Annotated in this window: 16 protein-coding genes and 1 tRNA gene; 3 read left to right on the forward strand and 14 right to left on the reverse strand. The window is 73.2% G+C overall.

The genetic code is table 11. From position 1 onward, the window contains the following. Nucleotides 1–33: 33 nt before the first annotated feature. The 9 genes from ACIQF6_RS16715 to ACIQF6_RS16755 all read right to left on the reverse strand — a co-directional run bounded on the left by ACIQF6_RS16715 (nucleotide 34) and on the right by ACIQF6_RS16755 (nucleotide 10,552). Nucleotides 34–1,299, reverse strand: coding sequence for an MFS transporter (locus ACIQF6_RS16715; RefSeq protein ID WP_400895190.1), 1,266 nt, complete (start codon nucleotides 1,297–1,299; stop codon nucleotides 34–36). 97 nt (nucleotides 1,300–1,396) lie between these two features. Next, nucleotides 1,397–2,146 carry a class II aldolase/adducin family protein gene (locus ACIQF6_RS16720; protein WP_400895193.1) on the reverse strand — a complete coding sequence of 250 codons (750 nt, stop codon included), beginning with the start codon at nucleotides 2,144–2,146 and terminating at the stop codon, nucleotides 1,397–1,399. Continuing rightward, nucleotides 2,143–2,865 (reverse strand): dihydrodipicolinate reductase C-terminal domain-containing protein, encoded by a 723-nt coding sequence (locus tag ACIQF6_RS16725; RefSeq protein ID WP_400895196.1) that lies wholly within the window; start codon nucleotides 2,863–2,865, stop codon nucleotides 2,143–2,145. The genes ACIQF6_RS16720 and ACIQF6_RS16725 overlap by 4 nt, the downstream gene beginning before the upstream one ends. Then, nucleotides 2,858–3,121 carry a phosphopantetheine-binding protein gene (locus ACIQF6_RS16730; protein WP_400895198.1) on the reverse strand — a complete coding sequence of 88 codons (264 nt, stop codon included), beginning with the start codon at nucleotides 3,119–3,121 and terminating at the stop codon, nucleotides 2,858–2,860. Before ACIQF6_RS16730 ends, ACIQF6_RS16725 begins: the two co-directional genes overlap by 8 nt. 26 nt (nucleotides 3,122–3,147) lie before the next feature. Beyond that, nucleotides 3,148–4,587 carry a class I adenylate-forming enzyme family protein gene (locus tag ACIQF6_RS16735; protein WP_400895200.1) on the reverse strand — a complete coding sequence of 480 codons (1,440 nt, stop codon included), beginning with the start codon at nucleotides 4,585–4,587 and terminating at the stop codon, nucleotides 3,148–3,150. Between the two features lie 7 nt (nucleotides 4,588–4,594). Next, on the reverse strand, nucleotides 4,595–5,971 hold the full coding sequence (locus ACIQF6_RS16740) for a nitroreductase family protein (RefSeq protein ID WP_400895203.1): 1,377 nt from the start codon (nucleotides 5,969–5,971) through the stop codon (nucleotides 4,595–4,597). 898 nt (nucleotides 5,972–6,869) lie between these two features. Next, complete coding sequence (locus tag ACIQF6_RS16745) at nucleotides 6,870–7,601, reverse strand: hypothetical protein (protein ID WP_400895206.1); 732 nt, start codon at nucleotides 7,599–7,601, stop codon at nucleotides 6,870–6,872. Nucleotides 7,602–7,686: 85 nt separating this feature from the next. After that, on the reverse strand, nucleotides 7,687–8,592 hold the full coding sequence (locus tag ACIQF6_RS16750) for a hypothetical protein (RefSeq protein WP_400895209.1): 906 nt from the start codon (nucleotides 8,590–8,592) through the stop codon (nucleotides 7,687–7,689). Between the two features lie 127 nt (nucleotides 8,593–8,719). Continuing rightward, complete coding sequence (locus ACIQF6_RS16755; RefSeq protein ID WP_400895211.1) at nucleotides 8,720–10,552, reverse strand: bifunctional metallophosphatase/5'-nucleotidase; 1,833 nt, start codon at nucleotides 10,550–10,552, stop codon at nucleotides 8,720–8,722. A gap of 349 nt (nucleotides 10,553–10,901) precedes the next feature. Between ACIQF6_RS16755 and pyk the strand changes: the two genes are divergently transcribed. Beyond that, complete coding sequence (pyk, locus tag ACIQF6_RS16760) at nucleotides 10,902–12,329, forward strand: pyruvate kinase (protein WP_400895213.1); 1,428 nt, start codon at nucleotides 10,902–10,904, stop codon at nucleotides 12,327–12,329. Nucleotides 12,330–12,487: 158 nt separating this feature from the next. On the opposite strand, the gene ACIQF6_RS16765 is transcribed toward pyk, so the two are convergent. Beyond that, nucleotides 12,488–13,411: an NADP-dependent oxidoreductase gene (locus tag ACIQF6_RS16765; RefSeq protein WP_400895216.1), complete on the reverse strand. Its 924-nt coding sequence runs from the start codon at nucleotides 13,409–13,411 to the stop codon at nucleotides 12,488–12,490. A 148-nt stretch (nucleotides 13,412–13,559) separates the two neighbouring features. On the opposite strand from ACIQF6_RS16765, the gene ACIQF6_RS16770 reads away from it, so the two are divergent. Then, entirely contained in the window at nucleotides 13,560–14,879 is a 1,320-nt protein-coding gene (locus ACIQF6_RS16770) for a LuxR C-terminal-related transcriptional regulator (protein ID WP_400895218.1), read from the forward strand. A gap of 121 nt (nucleotides 14,880–15,000) precedes the next feature. Here the strand turns inward: ACIQF6_RS16770 and ACIQF6_RS16775 are convergent. Beyond that, nucleotides 15,001–15,074 (reverse strand) — tRNA-Leu (locus ACIQF6_RS16775). A gap of 68 nt (nucleotides 15,075–15,142) precedes the next feature. Between ACIQF6_RS16775 and ACIQF6_RS16780 the strand changes: the two genes are divergently transcribed. Continuing rightward, a complete protein-coding gene (locus ACIQF6_RS16780; protein WP_400895221.1) occupies nucleotides 15,143–15,826 on the forward strand; it encodes an ANTAR domain-containing response regulator in 684 nt (227 codons plus the stop codon). A gap of 66 nt (nucleotides 15,827–15,892) precedes the next feature. On the opposite strand, the gene ACIQF6_RS16785 is transcribed toward ACIQF6_RS16780, so the two are convergent. The 3 genes from ACIQF6_RS16785 to ACIQF6_RS16795 are packed head-to-tail and all read right to left on the reverse strand — an operon-like array spanning nucleotide 15,893 to nucleotide 19,379. Beyond that, complete coding sequence (locus tag ACIQF6_RS16785) at nucleotides 15,893–16,609, reverse strand: ABC transporter ATP-binding protein (RefSeq protein WP_400895223.1); 717 nt, start codon at nucleotides 16,607–16,609, stop codon at nucleotides 15,893–15,895. Further along, nucleotides 16,606–17,427: an ABC transporter ATP-binding protein gene (locus ACIQF6_RS16790; RefSeq protein WP_400895225.1), complete on the reverse strand. Its 822-nt coding sequence runs from the start codon at nucleotides 17,425–17,427 to the stop codon at nucleotides 16,606–16,608. Before ACIQF6_RS16790 ends, ACIQF6_RS16785 begins: the two co-directional genes overlap by 4 nt. A 5-nt stretch (nucleotides 17,428–17,432) precedes the next feature. After that, the gene (locus ACIQF6_RS16795) at nucleotides 17,433–19,379 is read right to left on the reverse strand and encodes a branched-chain amino acid ABC transporter permease (protein WP_400895227.1); all 1,947 of its coding nucleotides are present in this window, start codon (nucleotides 19,377–19,379) and stop codon (nucleotides 17,433–17,435) included.

The following is a 19,379-nucleotide window of genomic DNA, read 5'->3' on the forward strand; positions in this document are numbered from 1 at the left end:
GTTCGCAGGGAGGGGCCCGGGGCGGTCCGGGCTTCAGGCGGATCGGTTCGACTGCGGGCGCAGCGCGGGGTGGGCGAGAAGGGGCAGCAGCAGGACGATCGCGGACAGCGCGCTCAGGGTGGCGAAGCCGAGCCGTTCGAGGACGACGCCGGACAGGGCGGCCCCCGCGGCCGCGGCCAGGTTCATCGCCATGTCGGAGAACCCCTGGGCGGCCGGCAGTTCGGCGACCGGGACGCTCTCGGAGAGCCGGACCGAGGCCGCCACCAGCACCGCCGACCAGGAGAGTCCCAGCAGGGCCAGGGCGACGGAGAGCCGGACGACGTCGCCGCCGTCGGCGGTGCCGCACAGCCACAGCGAGAGCAGCATCACGACGGTGCCGCCGTAGAGCACCGGGGTGCTGCGGAAGCGGTCCACGGCCCAGCCGAACACGGTGGAGAACCCGTACATCCCCGCCAGGTGGCCGCTGAGCACCATGCCGATGACGCCCAGTCCGGTGCCGGCGTGGTGCATGTGGATGCCGGTCATCGACATCACCGCGATCATCACCAGGTGCCCGGCGACGATGCTGAGGATCGCCTGGACGGCCGGGCGGTTCCCGCGCAGCGCCTTCAGCATGGCGCGCAGCGGCGGCGGCTTCTCCCGCTCCCCGGCCTCGTCCTGCCCGCGCGCGAGCAGCAGCGGGTCGGGGCGCAGGAAGACGGCGATCGCGGTGAACGCGACGGCGAAGCCGACGATCGCGAACAGGTAGGTGCCGGACAGCGGCGGCAGGCCCAGGTGTTCGGCGATCGCGGCGCCGGGCCCGGTGAGATTGGGCCCGATCACGGCGCCGACCACGGTGGTGGTGAGCACCAGGGACATGGCCCGGCCCCGGCGCTGCGGCTCGGCCAGGTCGGCGGCGGCGAACCGGGCCTGGAGGCCGGTCGCCCCGGCGGCCCCGTAGAGCACCATGCCGACCAGGAACAGCGGGAAGCTGTGCACCACCGCGGCCACCACGCAGGCCAGCGCGCCCACCGCGGCGGCCAGGTACCCGGTGGCCAGCCCGGGGCGCCGCCCCCGGACGTGGGTGATCGCCGCGATCGCCCCCACCGCGGCCGCGCCGCCGAGCGTGGCCGCGGTCTGCGACAGGCCGGCGACGGCGGCGCTCCCGCCGAGCTGCTCGGCCAGCAGGCTGGTGACGGCGAAACCCGTGGCGATGCCGCTGCCGCTGATCACCTCGGCGACGACGAGGGTCCGGACGGTCCGGCGCTGCACCCGGGCGCGGTCGTGGCGTGGCGGGTCGGCGGTGGTCAAGGTCGGCATGGCGCTCCGGCTCTGTGCGTGGGTGCGTGGGTGCGTGGGTGGGGAGTGACGGGCCCCGGACCGCTCCGGGAGCCGTCCGCGGCGGGCGGGACGGCGGTCAGCCGCGGGCCCAGTCGACGGTCTCGGGCCAGTGCCGGCCGACCCGGCGGACGGCGTAGTCCCAGTACGAGCGGACGGAGAGGTCGGCGTAGATGAAGTCCTGCTTGGCGGCCACGTCCTGCTCGGTGGACCAGACGTACGGGACCCCGGTGCTCTCGGCGGTCAGCTGGAGCCGGCAGGCGCGCTCCAGCACCTGGGCGAAGACGGCGGCGTGCCGCACGCTCTTGCCGACGATCACCCCGCCGTGGTTGCGCAGCAGGACGGCCGGGTGGTCCCCGAGGTCCTTGGCGATGTGGTCACCGGTCCCGATGTCCAGGACGGTGTTGCTGGTCTCGGTGAACAGGCCGAGCCGGTCCCGGAAGTACGCGCCGTCGTGGGAGATCGGGCGCATCGCCAGGTCGGTGGCCCCGAACAGCAGGGTGTACGGCGCGTGGCTGTGCACGATGCCGTTGACGTCCGGACGCGCCCGGTAGATCGCCTGGTGCAGCGGCAGCTCCGGGGGCGCCAGCGGCGGGGCGGGCAGCGTGTGGTCGACCGAGCAGCGGACCACGTCGGCGGGGGCGGCCTCGTCGAAGCCGACCAGGGCACCCTTGATGAAGAACTCGTCGCGGCCGGGGATCCGGGCCGAGATCTGGCCCTGGTTGAAGTCGTCGTGCCCGTCGAGGGAGAGCATCCGGGCACCGACCGCGACCTGCAGGACGAGCCGGCGTTCGGCGGGGCTCAGCGGCCGCCCCTCTGCGGTGGTCATGGCGTGCTCCTTGCTGTCAGGTCGTCGTAGACGGTCCGCATGGTGACCAGGCCGGGCGCGGCGGTGCGGGCCCAGCCGGCGGCGGTCAGCGCGCCCGCGGCCGGTACCGCCCAACTGCCGACGTGGTGGCGCACGTGCAGCGACTCGCCGTTCCAGGTGTGGGTCAACTCGTGTTCGCTGACCGGAAGTCCGGCGCGTTCGTCGGCGATGTCGGCCACCGTCCGGCCGCTCGCCCCGGCCCAGGTCTGCGCCAGTGCCAGCGCGGTGGCGCTCGGTCGGTGCGCCTTGCCGACCGGGTGCCGCTCCCGGACGGTGGTGGTGGCAGCGGCGAGCGGGCCCCGGGCGAGGGCGGCGGTGAACTCGGCGATGCGCAGTTGGACGTAGTGGGCGAAGGACAGGTTGGTGGCGCGTACCACCGGCACCACCGTCGCCAGCTCCTCCAGGGACTTCCACTGGGCGTCCGTCAGGTTGGAGACGCAGGCGACCAGCGGTACCCGGTGCGCCGTGCAGTAGTCGAGGACGTCCGCGAGCGCCTCGGGCGCGCTGGCGTCGACCAGGACGTCGGGCACGGCGTCGACCTGCCAGCCGTCGCGGCGGGAGGCGGTCAGCGACACCTGCGTGCCGTCGGCCCGGCAGGCGGCCAGCAGGGCCGAGCCGAGCCGCCCGCGACCGACGACGCCCAGGGTGGGGCCGCCGGCCGCGGGCGTCTCGTCAGGCATCGGCGCCGACACCGCTGGCGACCACCAGGGCCGCGACGCTGTCGATGGTCTCGTAGTGCTCGGCGCCGACCTCCGGGTCCAGGTAGACGCCGAGCTCGTTCTCGATGCTGTCGATCAGGCGCATGTAGGAGAGCGAGGAGAAGCCGACCGCGGGCAACGAGTAGCCGGCCTCGGTGAGTTCGCCGGCTGTGAAGCTGCCGTCGCCGGCCGCGACCGCGAGGTCGAGGATCTTGGTGTGGAGGGAGCTGTGGTCCATGGGGGTCTCCTGGGCTGGGGAGGGGGTCAGTTGCTCCGGGCCTCGGCGAGCAGCCGCCGCAGGCGCTCGACCGACGGCTTGCCGATCGAGTTCACCGGGATCCGGTCCACCAGGTGGAGGACCGAGGGCACCTTGAAGGAGGGCAGCAGCGCCGCGCAGTGGGCGCGCAGGGACTGCACGGTGGGACCGGGCTCGACGGCGAGGACGGCGGCCAGGACCGGGTCGCCGTGCCGGCCCTCGGCCTCGAAGGCGACGACGTCGAGCACGCCGGCGGCCTTCCGCAGCACCTCGGCGATCTCGATCGGGTCGATCTTGCGTCCGCCCACGTTGACCATCCGCCCGGTGCGGCCGGTGAGGTGGAGCACGCCGTCGCGCAGGTGGCCCTGGTCGCCGGTGCGGTAGTGGCCCCGGTCGTCGATCCGCGCTTCGAAGACCCCGGGGGCGTTGAGGTAGCGGGAGCCCATCGACTCGCTCCTGACCCGGATCCCCTCCTCGTCCGCGATCATCTCCACACCGGGCAGCGGGGCGCCGAGCCCGGCGCCGGCGCCGTCGACGGCGTACGTCAGGGGTCCCGCCTCGGCCACGCCGTAGTAGTTGTGGATCGGCACGCCGGTGAGCCGGGTGAACTCCTCGCGGACGCTGTCGCGCAGCGGGGCTCCCGAGGAGATCGCGGCGCGGACGCCGGCGAAGCCCCCGGTCGAGGAGCGCCGCACGATCGACTCGTACAGCGCCGGGAAGGCCACCAGCCGGGTGGCGCCGGTGCTCTCCAGCAGCCGCACGATCCGGGAGGCGGTCGGCAGGCCGCGCGACAGGTGCAGCGAGGCGCCGGGCAGGAAGGCGGCGAGCAGGGAGGTGTTGAAGGCCAGGCCGTTGGAGAGCGCGGCCAGGCAGACGATCCGGTCCTGGGCCGAGAGCCCGGTCCCGTCGGCCCAGTTGCGGGCCGCCGCCAGCACGGCCGCGCCGGAGAACTCGATGCAGTTGGGCCGGCCGGTGGAGCCGGAGGTGAAGCGGCAGACCTCGGTGTCGGGCAGCAGCGGCGGGACGGCGGTGTCGAAGCGGCGCACCCGGCTGACCGTGAGGCCGCCGAACTCGCCCCCCGCGCCGAGGATCTGCTCGGTGACCTGCTCGACGTCGGCGTCCGGTGCGTGGACCAGCAGGTCCAGGCCGCAGTCCTCGGCGATCCGGGCCAGCTCGAACGGCCCGAAGGCCGAGTCGGCCAGGAAGGGGACCGCGCCGGCGAACAGGGCCGCGAGGTAACCCACCACGTAGTCGGTGGAGTTGGCGGCGTAGAAGCCGATCCGCAGCCGCTCGCCGGCCGCGCCGTGCGGGGCCAGCCGGGCGGCGGCGGCCCGGGCCCGGTCGGCGAGTTCGGCGTAGCTGAGCGAGGTGTCGGTGTCGGTGACCGCGACACGGTCGCCGTGCCGGGCGAGGGCGTCCGTGAAGGCGCCGGGAAGGACGGCGTTCATCGTGGCCTCACCGTTCGTTCTGGGCGTGCGCGGTGGCGAGCCGGTCGAGCTTGACGCCGGACTCGTCCGGGCGCCCGAGCAGCAGGACGTAGAGGATCTCGTCGCTGTCCGGCAGCCCGGCCAGGGAGTGCCAGAGCGCCGCGTCGAAGCCGCCGACGCCGGTCACCCCGATCCCGGCGCGATTCGCCCCCAGGTACAGCAGCTGCCCCAGGGCGCCGCAGCGGAAGGCGAGTTCGCGCAGGTCCTCGCTGTCGGCGGCCGCCCCGGCGGCGGTGTCCGTGAGCGCGGTGCGCGGCGCGTGCAGCAGGACGACGGCTGCGGTGTCGGCCAGGCTGCGCTGCTGCATGCAGGCGCGGACCACCTCGTCGGTGGACGGCAGCCGGCCGGGTCGCCGCGCGCCCTCGCCGGTCAGCGGGTGAACGGCGTTGTTCTCGGGTTCCTCCGCCGACCGCAGGACCAGCGTGGCGCCCATCGGGGAGTGGGCCGGCAGGTCCGTCCGCACCGGCGTGGACAGGGCCGAGACGGCCCGCCAGAGGTCGGCCGTGCGGACGGTGCCGGGAACGAACGCCTTGCTGGAGGCCCGGGTGGCAAGCAGCTCCGGCCAGTCGGACGGATCGCCCAGGCCGTCCCGCGCGCCGGCCGGCCGGCCGCGGTCGGGCAGCTGCACGAGGGGTGCGGGGGCGTCCGGCGCGCGGGTGCTCCCGGGGTGCTCCGCCCGTGCGGAGAGGGAGTCCCAGCAGGTCTCCTCCAGCCAGGACCGCCAGGTCGGCGTGCGCCGGTCCCGGTCGGCGTCGTCGTGCACGGTCCAGCGGGCCCAGGCGTCGTCGGCCCCGGCCGCCGGCGCCAGGAGGGCGGAGTGCACCTCCCGGCAGTTCTCGCCGGCCTCCAGCAGTTCCGACAGGGGCGAGCGGGGGAAGCGCAGCCGGAGCGTGCCCGGCGCGCCCCGGCCGGTGGTGGCCAGCAGCAGGTTCCCGGCGGCGTGGCCGGCATCGAGCTGGGTGTACAGGTAGCCGCGGTCGCCGTACTTGCGCATCGACAGCCAGGGGCGGGTGAGGGTCACGATCACCGCGCCGCCGTCCGCGGGGATCTCCAGCGTCGAGGCGAGCAGCGCTTCGGCGACGTCCCCGGTGGCCAGGCGGGTGCAGGCGCGGCGGTCGGAGTCGACCCGGAAAGCGGTCGGACGGCCGTTCTCCATCGTGAGGACGGCGAACTCGTACGGGTACACGGCCCCCGCGGACGGTACCGCCCGGGCCCCGTGCGAGCTGCGGGAGCGCTCGCCCCGGCTGGTCAGCACGCCCTCCTCCAGGAGGGACAGCGCGAGCTTCAGCCCCGCGGCCGAGGCCGGTTCGGCGGGCGATAAGGACGGCGCCGCGGGCAGGGCCATCCGGGCCCACATGTCGGTCTCGAAGCCCGGTGGGGCGTGCCCGGCTCTCTGGGCGGTCCGCCGGGCGTGAACTGTTCGTGCGACTTTCGTCTCTGCATTGCTTTGCATGTCTGACGACACCTCATTCCGTCTGGTGGCGCAGCCGACCAGGCATGCGAGAGGGCATGCGAAAGCCCCCGGCCCGTTCAGCGGATGGCATGCGGCGGCCACGGGGAAATGTGTACGGACTTCGATCTGACGGAGCCGTCCGCGCCATTGCGCGCGCCGACGGCCCGTTCCCCGTGAACGGCCTACGAAGTGGACGAATTACCTGTTCAGCGCCCTGGACGAGCGGCGGCCGACGATCATCCTGGGGCACCCGCGTGAGCGTTGTCAAGGATTGGAGTAGACCAGTCTCCGGTGGGACGGGGCTTCCGGCGCACGTGGTCGCGACTTTCCGGAAGGGGCCCCTGGTGCATCTGATGCACCATCAACTTGCCTGTTTGTCAGGACATTTTGCGAGCTCTGCCGACATCGGGCACAAGCCGGCCCGCCCCGGAGCCGCCCGGCCCGCGCGGGCCGGGACACCCGGTCGGGAGCGACTTGACAGCCCCCGTGTACGCGGAGCGGCCCGGGTGTCGGGCGGGCCGCCGACCGGTGGGCCGGGGCGGTCCCGGAGCGGAACGGAAGGAATCACCGACGGTGGGTCGAAGGAGAAATCGACCGGCCATTTCCCGATCGCCGCGGAGTGATTTCCGCCCCTCGCCGACGCGCCGCCGGAAAAGCGGCGGACATATCCGCTCCGGGGCTTTCCGAGGGGGAATCCGGACGGTTTCGACCCAGGGTTCGGACGAACCGCCCGGGCGGCCGGGGGGCGCCCCCGCGCGCCCCCGGTTCCGTGCCCGCCCGTGCCCGCCGGCTACGTGTTGTACGGCACCCGGACGGTGACGGCGAGGACCGCGCCGTGCGCGGGGTACGCGGCGGAGAGCCGGGTGCGGCTGTACGGCTGCCAGTCCACGAAGTACGTGCCGCCCGACGGGTTTTCAAGGGCCCGGTCGTGCACGTCCGTTCCGTCGTCGACGTTCGGCAGGCCGGGGGCCTGGACCGCCCGGACCGTCGCGCTCGGCCCGCGCGGGTACGCGCCGTCGCCGGACGGGAGCACGAAGTCGGAGGGGATCGGCGGGGTGTACCAGACGGTGGCCTCGTCCGGTCGGCCGTCCGCCCGGTGCAGGTGGTCGCAGGCGGCGACCAGCCCGGGCTGATCCCCCGGTTCGTCGCCGGGCTTCCAGCCCGCGGCGGCGAGGACGGTGTCGAGCTGCCCCAGCTCTCGGCGGAAGTCGCCGTCGAAGGCCAGGTAGGCGGTGGCGGTCCGGGTGCAGGTCACCGCGGTCCACCGGGTGCGGGCGAAGCCCGTGTGGGGGACGGTGTCGGTGGTGCAGGAGTCCGCGACGGCAGTCCCCAGGTGGGTCGCCCAGGGCAACGCGGCCCGCAGCTGGTCGAGTTGCCGGTCCATTCGGGCGGCGGCCGCCCGGTCCGCCGTCCGGGCGGGCTCCGACCGGGCGGCCTTCGCGACGTCGGGCCGGGGATCGTCGTGCAGCGCCACCGCGATCCAGAGTGCCACCCCGAGGACCCCGGCGAGGATCACGCTCACGAACACGGTGCAGCAACGCACCGCGCTTCTCCAACCGGACACGAGACCGTCCCCCCGATTCCCCGACCCCTGTGCGGTCGGACGCTCAACCCCGCAGGTTCGGTTGCGCCTGCGGGCGGCCGTCGGCGAGGCCGAGGACGGTGCGGGCGCCGAGCGGGCGGGAGAGGCGGAACTCGACCGGGGTGAAGCGGAGGGCGGCGTCGCAGTGCCGGGACGAGGCGTGGTCGACCCGGCCGATCAGGACCACCGCCCGGTCGGTCTCGTGGACCTCGCCGGGCCGGACGGTGTCGCAACTGCCGTGCGGGACACCGGCGGTGAGGACCAGGCCGTCGGCGGAGACGGAGTCGAGCACGGTGGAGACGCCGTCGACGAGGTCGACGGTGGGGCCGGGGGCCGGGGCCTGGGAGGCGACGGCGGGGTAGCGGAACGGCCCGTCGTAGCCCGAGAGGGTGAACTCCCAGACGGGGATGGTGGCTCGGCCGCGGGAGGTGGCCACCGTGGTGGTGCCGGGGCGGACGGCGGTGATGGTCAGCCGGGTGTCGCAGTCGGTGGCGCAGGGGTCGCCGCGGTGGGTCAGCCGGCCGAGGACGTCCTGCGCGGAGCGCTGCGGCAGGGTCAGCCGGGAGCCGTCCGGGAACCGCACCTCGGCGAGGCCGGAGACGGACACCGGCAGTGCGGTGGCGAGGTCGAGGTGGCCGGAGAGGTAGGCGGCCTTGTCCGCGCCGCTGCGGAACGCCCCCTCGGGCGCCCATTCGGTGGCGTCCTCGACGGGGAAGTAGCCGTGATCCCAGGCCTGTTGGGCGGGCGAGCCGGGCCAGGCGGCAGCGACCTCGGCGGCCCGTCGGGCGGCGTCGCCGGTGGCGGTGCGCACCTCCGGTCCGGCCGTGACCGGGGCGGGCCGGACCGCCCAGCTGCTCGGGTCCGGGGCCGGGGCGCTCGCGCACCCGCTCAGCAGCAGCACCAGCGCCGCCACCGCGATCCGTCCACGCATCTCCGTCGCCCTCCTCAAGGCCCGTGCTCCGGTCGGGAGTTGGACGGCGAGGCGGGCGATCGGGTTCCGCTCCGAGCAGGAAGGGGCCGTCCGGACGAGGTCCGAACGGCCCCGACGCGGCGGCGGGTCAGAAGACCGGCACGCCGGCCCGGACCAGGCGCCAGGCGGACTGGCCGTAGAAGTCGGCCGGGTCGATGACGCCCTTGGCCTTCACCCAGGCGATCATGGTGTTGCGGATCTCGTCGGAGTTCGCCCACACCTGCTGCGCCTGGGCGACGTGCGGGAAGTTGCCGCCGCCGTTGGCCCGGTAGTTGTTGACGGCCAGGACGAACTGCGCGGCCGGGTCGACCGGCTTGCCCTGGTACGACAGGTTGACGATGCGGCTGCCGACCGGCTGCGCGATGTCGATGTCGTAGCTGACGCCGTAGAGCGAGTCGTAGTTGTAGTCGGGCGTGTTGTTGGCCTGGTTGGTGAGGGTGTCCAGGTCGATCGACGCGCCCGGGGCGACCTGGGCGTAGTACTTGGCGGAGTACTCCAGGTAGTCCTTGATCTGGGCGCCCGTCAGCAGGCGGGCCTCCAGGGTGTTCTCGTAGATGTACAGGCCGGCCGCGTCGCGCAGCTTGACCTCGCCGGCCGGGATCACCGCGGTGCGGTTGAACGGCGCGGCCTGGGCCAGCACCGGCAGGCCCGCGTACTGGCCGCCGACCAGCGCGTCGCGCACCGCGTCGGCTTGGACGCGGCCGATCAGGTCGATGATCGGGGTGTCCTTGAACCGGGACTCGGCGATGGAGAGGGTCTCCTTGCAGGTGCCGATGACCTGGTTGACGTAGGCGACGACCTTCTTGTGCTGGGCTTCCACCAGCTTGGTGATCTTCGGGTCCTCGGCGACGGTGTTGGAGTTCAGCAGCCGCGAGGTGACGCCGGTGACGGTCCACTCGCCGCGGGCGAACTCGACCTCGAAGTCGAAGCAGGTCAGGCGCTCGCCCCAGCACAGCGGCTCGGACAGCACCACGGTCTTGCCGGTCCTGGTGTTGACGACGTCGCGCTGCACGACCTCCTTGTGGGCGTGGCCGATCAGCACCGCGTCGATGCCGGGCACGGTGGCGGCCATCGTGACGCCCGCGTTCTCCGCGTACGGCAGCTGGTCGCCCCAGGAGGACGGGTCGTCGGCGCCGGTGTGCGCGGAGACCACCACCACGTCGGCGCCGGCGGCGCGCAGCTTCGGCACCCACTTGGCGGCGACCTCCGGGATGCCCGGGAAGGTCAGCTGCCCCTGGACGTTGGCCTTGTCCCAGATCGCGATGCCGGGGTTGGTCAGGCCGAGGATGCCGACCCGGATCGGACGGCCGTGGCCGAGGTGCAGCTCGCGGATCACGTACGGCGGGAACGCCGGCTTCTCGTCCTTGGCGTTCAGCGCGTTGGCGCCGAGCAGCGGGAACTCCAGCTGCTCCTGGTAGGCGCGCAGCAGCGGGATGCCGTAGTTGAACTCGTGGTTGCCGAGCGCGGCGGCGTCGTAGCCGATGGCGTTCATCGCGACGGCCATCGGGTGGCGCGGGGCCTTCTTGCCGGTGATCGGCTCGACCCGGGCGTAGTAGTAGGACAGCTGGGTGCCCTGGATGGTGTCGCCGGCGTCGATCAGCAGGGTGTGGCCGCGGCCCTTCTCCTTGCGGACCTGCTCGACCAGGGTGGAGATCTTGGCCAGGCCGACGTCGTTGTGGGCCTTGTCGTCGTACTCGGAGTCGGTGAAGTACTCCCAGTTGAAGACGTGGCCGTGCAGGTCGGTGGTGCCCATCACGGTGAAGCTCGCCTTGAACGGGACGGGGCCCCGGCCGCGGTCCTGGTCCTTGTCCTGGTCCGCGGCGGCGGGGGTGGCCGTGGCGGCGGTCAGGCCGCCGGCCAGGGCGGCCCCGGCCGCGGTGGCGGCGGAGCGGGTGACGAAGTCACGGCGGTTCAGGGCCATCGAGGTCTCCAAGTCGGGCGGTACGGGCCGTCAGCAGGCGTCGGCGACAGGGCGGCTGACACTCCGCCACCTGCCGTGACGCGCGTAGAAAAACGCGTGTGGCAGTCTGCCCTCTTCTCGGTCCGGGTACCAGCCCCGAGAGCTGTCCAACAGGTGAGATCTGGGCAACTCTCCCGTGACGCCGGTCCGCAGGCCGCACGCCCGTGCGTCAATCGGGGCGGCGCGCACTCACCCTGCACCCCACCGCCCCGACTGTGGAGGTTCGTTCATCAAATATTTTGCCAACTGCCATGGGACGACTGGCCGGAAGCGTGCTGTTACGGCCCGGTAATACCTAGGCTGCTGAGGTATGCGCCGAGCAAAAATCGTTTGTACCCTCGGGCCTGCCGCAGACTCGTACGACCAGATCAAGGCCCTGGTCGACGCCGGCATGGACATTGCCCGACTGAATCTCAGCCACGGCTCCCACCCGGAGCACGAGGAGCGTTACCACCGGGTCCGCAAGGCCTCGGACGAGTCAGGCCGCAGCGTCGGAGTGCTCGCCGACCTGCAGGGCCCGAAGATCCGGCTGAGCACCTTCGCCGAAGGCCCCGTCCTGCTGGAACGGGGCGACGAGTTCACCATCACCACCGAGGACGTCCCGGGCGACCGGGAGATCTGCGGCACCACCTACAAGGGCCTGGCCGCCGACGTGTCGCGCGGCGAGCGGATCCTGATCGACGACGGCCGGGTCTGCCTGGAGGTCACCCACGTCGACGGCCCCCGGGTGCACTGCATCGTCATCGAAGGGGGCCTGGTCTCCGACCACAAGGGCCTCAACCTGCCCGGGGTCGCCGTCTCCGTGCCCGCGCTCTCCGACAAGGACGTCGAAGACCTGCGCTGGGCACTGCGGACCGGCGCCGACCTGATCGCGCTGTCGTTCGTGCGCAGCGCCAGGGACGTCGAGGAGGTGCACCGGATCATGGCGGAGGAGGGCCGCCGGATCCCGGTCATCGCCAAGATCGAGAAGCCGCAGGCGGTGGAGAACCTGGACTCCATCGTGGACGCCTTCGACGGCCTGATGGTCGCCCGCGGCGACCTGGGCGTCGAACTCCCGCTGGAGCAGGTGCCGATCGTCCAGAAGCGGGCGATCAAGCTGGCCAGGCGCAACGCCAAGCCGGTGATCGTCGCCACCCAGATGCTGGACTCGATGATCAACGCCTCCCGGCCGACCCGCGCCGAGGCGTCCGACGTCGCCAACGCGGTGCTGGACGGCACCGACGCGGTGATGCTGTCCGGCGAGACCTCGGTCGGCAAGTACCCGGTGGAGACGGTCAGGACGATGGCCCGGATCGTCGAGGCCGCCGAGACCGACATCCTGGCCGGCGGACTGCCGCCGCTCACCGAGAAGAGCAAGCCCCGCACCCAGGGCGGCGCGGTGGCCCGGGCCGCCGCCGAGATCGGCGACTTCCTGGACGCCAAGTACCTGATCGCGTTCACCCAGAGCGGCGACACCGCCCGCCGGCTGACCCGCTACCGCTCGCCGATCCCGGTGCTGGCGTTCACCTACGAGCCCGCCGTGCGCAGCCGGTTGGCGCTCACCTGGGGCGTGGAGACCTTCCTCGGCCCGTTCGTCACCACCACCGACGAGATGGTCGCCCAGGTCGACGCCCAGCTGCTGAGCCTCGGCCGCTGCAAGCGCGGCGACATCGTGGTGATCACCGCCGGCTCCCCGCCCGGGCTGGCCGGCTCCACCAACCTGGTGCGCGTGCACCACGTCGGCGAGCTGGACAACTGAGCCTCGAAGGGCCGCTCCTGGAAACCGCCGTTCCGGGAGCGGCCCTTCCGCTTCGAGCCGTCACGCCGTCGGCTTCGAGCTGTCGCACCGTCGGTCGAGGCTCGAAGGGTCGCCCCGGGAAACCGCCGTTCCGGGAGCGGTCCTTCCGCCCCGAGCTGTCACACCGTCAGCACGATCTTGCCGCGCAGGTGGCCCTGCTCGCTGATCCGGTGCGCCTGCGCGGCCTCGGCCAGCGGCAGCACCCGGTGCAGCGGCAGGGACAGGGCGCCGGCCTCGTGCAGCGCCAGCGCGGCCGCGTACGCCTGCCGGTGGTACCGCTCGCCGTTGCCGCCGTTGAAGCGGACGCCGTGCTCGTGGGCGGCGGTGTTGGCGATGGTCACCACCCGGTCGGCGCTGCCGGTCAGTTCGATCGACACCGGGATCTCGTCGCCCCGCCCGGAGGCGTCCACCGCCCGGTGCACCGCGCCGCCGGGGGCGGCCGCCCGGACCCGGTCGGCCAGACCCTCCCCGTACGTCACCGGAATCGCGCCCAGCTCCCGCAGGTGGTCGTGGTTGGCCTCGCTCGCGGTGCCCACCACGGTGATCCCGCGGGCCCGGGCGAACTGGAGCAGCAGCGTGCCGACCCCGCCCGCCGCGCCGTGCACCAGCAGCGTCTCGCCCGCCCGCACCCCCAGCTCGGTGAGCACCCGCTCCGCGGTCTCCGCCGCCGTCGGGAGCGCCGCCGCCTCCTCCCAGCCCAGCGAGGCCGGCTTGTGCCCCACCGAGTCGGCCGCCAGCAGGACGTGCTCGGCGTAGCCGCCGCTCATCGTCCCGCCGAACACCTCGTCACCGGGCGCGAAGCCCGTCACGCCCTCGCCGACCGCCGTCACGGTGCCCGCCACCTCGCAGCCCGGCACGAACGGGAGGTCGACCGCGAAGCGCTCCGCCAGCTCGCCGCTGCGCAGCCGCCGGTCCAGCGGGTTGACGCCCACGGCGCGGACCGCGATCCGGACCTGGCCGGGCCCCGGCTCGGGGACCTCGACGTCGATCGGGTGCAGCACCTCCGGGTCGCCGTACTGTGCGAACGCAATGGCCTTGGTCATGGCAATGTCCTTGTCGTCCAGGGGAGTCGGTCGCTCCGACACCTCAATCCTGGGCTCCGGCCAGGCACCGCCCGGCCCGCCTTTCGGACAGTTCGACCTGGCCGAAAAGCCAGGGCCCCGGGGCCGGGCCCGAACTAGGCTGACGGACATGGACGAGACTGCCCCCTGGGCCCGCCCGCAGGACGCGCTGGCCCGCGCCGTCGAGGTGCTCCGCGAACCCCGCCCCGGCCTGCTGCCGAAGGTCTCCGAGGTGCTCGGGCCGCTGGTCCCGCACCTGGCGGCGGCCCAACTGAGCGGCGTCTGCGCCTACTCCCCGGCGAACACCGTCGGGGCGCCCGAGTTCGCCGAAGCCTTCGGCAGCCTGCTGCTGTCCCGGCTCGGCGAACGCGCTCTGGCCGAGGCCGGGCCCGGCAGGCCCTGGCAGGGGACGGAACAACTCGCCGGAGCAGAACGGTCGTTGGTGGTCGTCGCCACCACGCCCGGGGCCGGCCGGGGCGCCGTCCTGGTGCTGGTCCGGGCGGACGGCGCGCCGCTCGCACCGGACGTGCCGGAGATCCTGCAACAGTTCTGGGACCTGGTGGTCACCCACTCCGAGCACCGCGCCACCGACGCCGCCCCCGCCCAGGCCGCCGTCTCCCGGGTCTCCGCGAACGCCCGCGCCTGGGCGATCGCCAAGTCCACCGGCACCCACAGCGCCGCCCTCACCGCCATCCTCGCCCCGCTGCGCTCCGCCGACCTGGACGACGCCGCCGCCCGCCGCGCCGCCACCGAACTCGCCGTCACCGCCCTGCTCGACCTGCGCCGCTCCGCCGACCTGGACCGCACCCTCAGCGAGGAGCCCGCCGACGCCGCGTTCGCCCGCCTCGCCCGCGAACTGCGCCCGCTGCTGCGCCACACCCGGGTCCGGCTCGACGTGGCGCCCCCGGCGGACGCCGCCCGCTCCGTCCCCGCCGACCTGGCGCACACCGCCCGGGACGCCGTCCGGGCCGCCGTGCTGGTGATGCTCGACCAGGAGAAGCCCGGCCGGCTGCACGTCAGTTGGACGTTCACCGCGGACTCGGCGCTGCGCGCGGTGGTGCGCGGCGACGGCCTCGGCGCACTGGCGGCCGACGCGCTGGGCGTGCACCGCACCGCGGAGCGGATCGCCGCACTGGGCGGGCGCAGCACCGTCGAGGCGGTGCCCGGCTGGGGCGCCACCGTCACCGTGGACCTGCCGCTCGCACTGCCCGAGCCCGCCGAGGCCCCCGACCCCCTGGACGGCCTCCAGCCGCGCGAGCGGGAGGTGCTGGAGCAGCTCGCCCGGGGCCGCCGCAACCGGGACATCGCCGCGGCGCTGCACATCAGCGAGTCCACGGTGAAGTTCCACGTGGCCAACATCCTGGCCAAGCTCGGCGTCGCCTCCCGGGGCGAGGCCGCGGCGCTCGTCCACCGGGCCGGCCCGCCCGCCGGGCTGCACCTGGCGTCCTGAGCGGCCGGGGAGGCCGGGGAGGCCGGGGGGACAGGCCGGGGAAATGATTCGCGCCGCCGTGGTGGTGGTCACCGCGGCGGCGCGCAAGCCAAGGTCGGTGACCTTGGAATTGAAGAGAAAGTGCCCCGAGTGGGATTCGAACCCACACCGGACGGTGTTTGAGACCGTTGCCTCTGCCGATTGGGCTATCGGGGCCCAGCGGTTCGAAGGTCAAACCCCCCACCGTGGTGAACCAAACATACCGTGTCTGGGTAGGCTCGTGCATGCAGCACCCCGCCGGACCGAGGAGCCCCGTGAGCACCGCCGACGAGCAGGCCCAGCCGCTTGACACCGACTCGCCCCAGATCACCCGAATCGTCATCGCCGAGGACGAGGCGCTGATCCGCCTCGACCTCAAGGAGATGCTGGAGGAGGAGGGCTACACCGTCGTCGGTGAGGCCGGTGACGGCGCGACAGCGGTGCGGCTGGTCGAGGAGCTCAAGCCCGACCTGGCCATCCTGGACGTCAAGATGCCGGTCCTGGACGGCCTGTCCGCCGCCGAGCAGATCCACGAGCAGCACCTCGCCCCGGTGCTGATGCTCACCGCCTTCTCGCAGCGCGAACTGGTCGACCGGGCCCGCGACGCCGGCGCGATGGCGTACATCGTCAAGCCGTTCAGCAAGAGCGACCTGGTGCCGGCGATCGAGATGGCGGTCTCCCGCTACACCGAGATGCGCACCCTGGAGCAGGAGATCGCGGACCTCGCGCAGCGCCTGGAGACCCGCAAGCTGGTCGACCGGGCGAAGAGCGTGCTGCAGACCAAGTTCGGGCTGAACGAGCCCGCCGCGTTCCGCTGGATCCAGAAGACCTCGATGGACCGCCGGATGACCATGGCCGCCGTCGCCGAGGCCGTGATCGAGGAGGGCGCCGCCCAGGACCGCAAGAAGGCCGAGGCCGCCGAGGGCTGAGCCGGCCCGCGACGCGAGAGTGCCCGCCGTCGGAGGTCCGACGGCGGGCACCGTGCTGATCGGCCGTCAGTCCTCGCCCAGGTACTGGCGGCGCACCGTGTCGTCGCGCAGCAGCTCCGCGCCGGTGCCGGAGAGGGTGATCTCGCCGGTGGTCATCACGTACGCGCGGTCCGAGAGCGAGAGCGCGGCCTGTGCGTTCTGCTCCACCAGCAGGATGGTGGTGCCCGAGGCGCGCAGCTCCACCACGGTCGCCATGATCTTCTGCATCATCAGCGGCGACAGGCCCATCGACGGCTCGTCCAGCATCAGCAGCTTCGGGTTGGACATCATCGCCCGCCCCATCGCCAGCATCTGCTGCTCGCCGCCGGACAGCGTGCCCGCGGCCTGCTTCCGGCGCTCGGCGAGGATCGGGAACAGCGTGCAGGCGCGCTCCATGTCCTGCGCGATGCCCGCCTGGTCCCGCCGCAGGAACGCGCCCAGCAGCAGGTTCTCCTCGATGGTCATCCGCGGGAAGATGTGCCGGCCCTCGGGGGAGTGGGCCAGGCCCAGCGCGACGATCCGGTGCGCGGGCACCGTGTCGATCGGCTCGCCCTGGAACAGGATCCGGCCCGAGGTCGGCCGGAGCAGACCGGACAGGGTGCGCAGGGTGGTGGTCTTGCCGGCGCCGTTGGTGCCGATCAGGGTGGTGACCCGGCCCTGTTCGACGGTGAAACTGATGCCCTTGACGGCCTCGATCTTGCCGTAGGCGACGCGAAGGTCCTCGACCTCCAGCAGAGCGCTCACTGGTCGGCCTCCGTTGCGGTGGTGTCTTCGAGCGGGGCGCCCAGGTAGGCGGTGACCACCCGCTCGTCGTTCTGGACGGTCTCCCGGTCGCCCTCGACGATCTTCTGTCCCTGCACCAGCACCGCGGTGCGGTCGCACAGGTTGAAGATGAACTTCATGTCGTGCTCGATCACCAGGATCGCGATCCCGAGGTCCCGGATGGCGAACACCAGCTCCTCGGCGGCCCGGGTCTCCTGCGGGTTCATGCCCGCGGTGGGCTCGTCCAGCAGCAGCAGGCCCGGGTCGGAGGCCAGCGCCCGGGCGATCTCCAGCTTGCGCTGCTCGCCGTAGGGCAGGTTGCGGGCCAGGTGGTCGGCCTTCGCGGCCAGGCCGCAGAACTCCAGCAGCTCCGTCGCCCGCTCGCGGCTCTCCTGTTCGGCCCGCCGGTAGCCGGGCCCGCGCAGGATCGCCGAGAACAGGCCCTCCCGGGTGCGGGTGTGCCGTCCGACGAGGACGTTCTCCAGCACCGTCATGTTGGAGAACAGCCGGATGTTCTGGAAGGTCCGGGCGATGCCGGCCTGGGTGACCAGGTGCGGCTTGGGCGGCAGCACCCGCCCCTTGTACGTGACGGTGCCCTCGGTCGGGACGTACAGCCCGGTCAGGCAGTTGAAGAAGGTGGTCTTGCCGGCGCCGTTCGGGCCGATCAGACCGACGATCTCGCCCTGGCGGACCGTCAGGTCCACCTGGTTGACGGCGGTCAGGCCGCCGAAGCGCATCACCACGCCGGAGGCTTCCAGCACCGGTTCGGCGAGCGGGGCGGGGGCGGTTTCGGTGGTCATGGTGCTCACGCCCCTGCCTTCGAGAGTGCGTCGTCGGCCGGGCCGCCCTGCGCGGGCACCTCGGCCTCGTGGAACTCCAGCCGCTGCCGGCGGTTCGCGATCAGCCCCTCCGGGCGGAAGCGCATCAGCAGGATCAGCGCGATGCCGAACGCCAGCAGCTGGTAGGACTGCAGGAACTGGAGCTTCGCCGGGATCAGGAACAGCAGCGCCGCGCCGACCAGCGGGCCGCTGATGGTGCCCATGCCGCCGAGGATCACCGCGGCCAGCAGGAACGCCGAGTTCGGCGGGACCGGCCCGGCGAACTGGTACTGGTCGGGGGAGACCGCGCCGGCCACGTGCGCCTGCACCGCGCCGGCGATGCCGGCCAGCGTGGCGCCCAGCGCGAAGGCGATCAGCTTCACCCGGAAGCCGTTGATGCCCATCGCCTCGGCCGCCGTCTCGTCCTCGCGGATCGCCACCCAGGCGCGCCCGATCCGGGAGTTGGCGACCCGGCCGAACACCACCACGACGAACGCGGTGACCACCAGCATCAGCAGCAGGTAGTTGCCGAACTTGCCGAGGTGCACGAAGCCGAAGTCGTGCGGCTGCCCGAAGTCGAAGCCGAACAGGCTGACGTCCGGGATCGCCGCGACGCCGTTCGGGCCGTTGGTCAGGGACGGGCCGGAGCGGCCGTCCAGGTTGTTCATGGCGATCCGGAAGATCTCACCGAAGCCGAGGGTGACGATCGCCAGGTAGTCGCCGCGCAGCCGCAGCGTCGGGGCGCCGATCACCACGCCGAACACCAGCGCGGCGGCGGCGCCGATCAGCACCGCGAGCGGGAACGGCAGGTGCAGGCCGCGGAACACCGAGTACGGCGAGCCGGAGACCAGCGCGGCGGCGTACGCGCCGACGCCGAGGAAGGCCACGTAGCCGAGGTCCAGCAGACCGGCCAGGCCGACCACCACGTTCAGGCCGAGCGCCACCGTGGCGAAGATCAGGATGTTCGCCCCGATCAGCACGTACTGGTCGCTGTTCTGGGTGAACGGGAACGCGCCCGCGGCGGCGAACGCCGCGCCGGTGGTCACCGCACGGTGCCGGACGGTCAGTTCGCGCAGCCGACCGACCGCGCCGCTGGACAGCAGCGCGGCGGTGGCGAACACCGTCAGCAGCAGGAAGCCGACGAACAGCTCGCCGTACTCGGTGGAGATGCCGAACTCGACCATTCCCAGGCCGAGCGCGAACACCGCGGTGATCACCAGGATCTCCGCCCAGGACGGCAGCGGGCGGCCGGCGGGCAGCGGGCGCTCGATCCGGCCGATCCGCAGCCAGGCGTCCAGCAGCAACCAGAGCCGGAAGCCGAGGATCACCACCGGCACCGCGACGAAGAACCACAGGTTCTCGGTGAAGACCGGCCGGATGCCGGGCGGGACGGCGTGCAGCGCCCAGCCCTGGCCGAAGCCGAGGCGCAGCACCGCGGCGACGGCCGCCACCAGGTACCACCACCGGGCCACGACAGGCTGCTTGACGGTGCGTCGGCGGTCCAGCGGCAGGCCGAGCGCGCCGAGCACGGCGATCAGCGACCCGACCGCGGCGACCCAGCCGCCCGGGTCGAGGTTGACCAGGCCGTCGAGCTCGACGGTGATCGCGACGACCGAGTACCAGCACACCGCGAGGGTGCCGAGGGCGGCGAACAGCACGCCGTTGTGGCTGCCGGACGGGCTCAGCCACCGCAGGCCCTTCAGCCCGTGGGCGGCGAGTGCCAGCAGCGCGGTCAGCACGCCGCCGACCAGCGCCAGCCACTGCAGGCCGGCCGGGGAGGCGTAGTAGGTGAGGTCGCCGGGGAACGCGTCGGTCCAGGTCCAGGACATCGCCGCGGACGCGGCGGCCAGCACCCCGCCGGCCACCGTCGCGGCGAGCGCCGCGGCGCCGGGCAGCGGCAGAACGGGCTTGGTCTCGTGGGTGGTTGTGGTCAT

It is taken from the genome of Kitasatospora sp. NPDC092948, from assembly GCF_044754805.1.
Taxonomy (GTDB): domain Bacteria; phylum Actinomycetota; class Actinomycetes; order Streptomycetales; family Streptomycetaceae; genus Kitasatospora.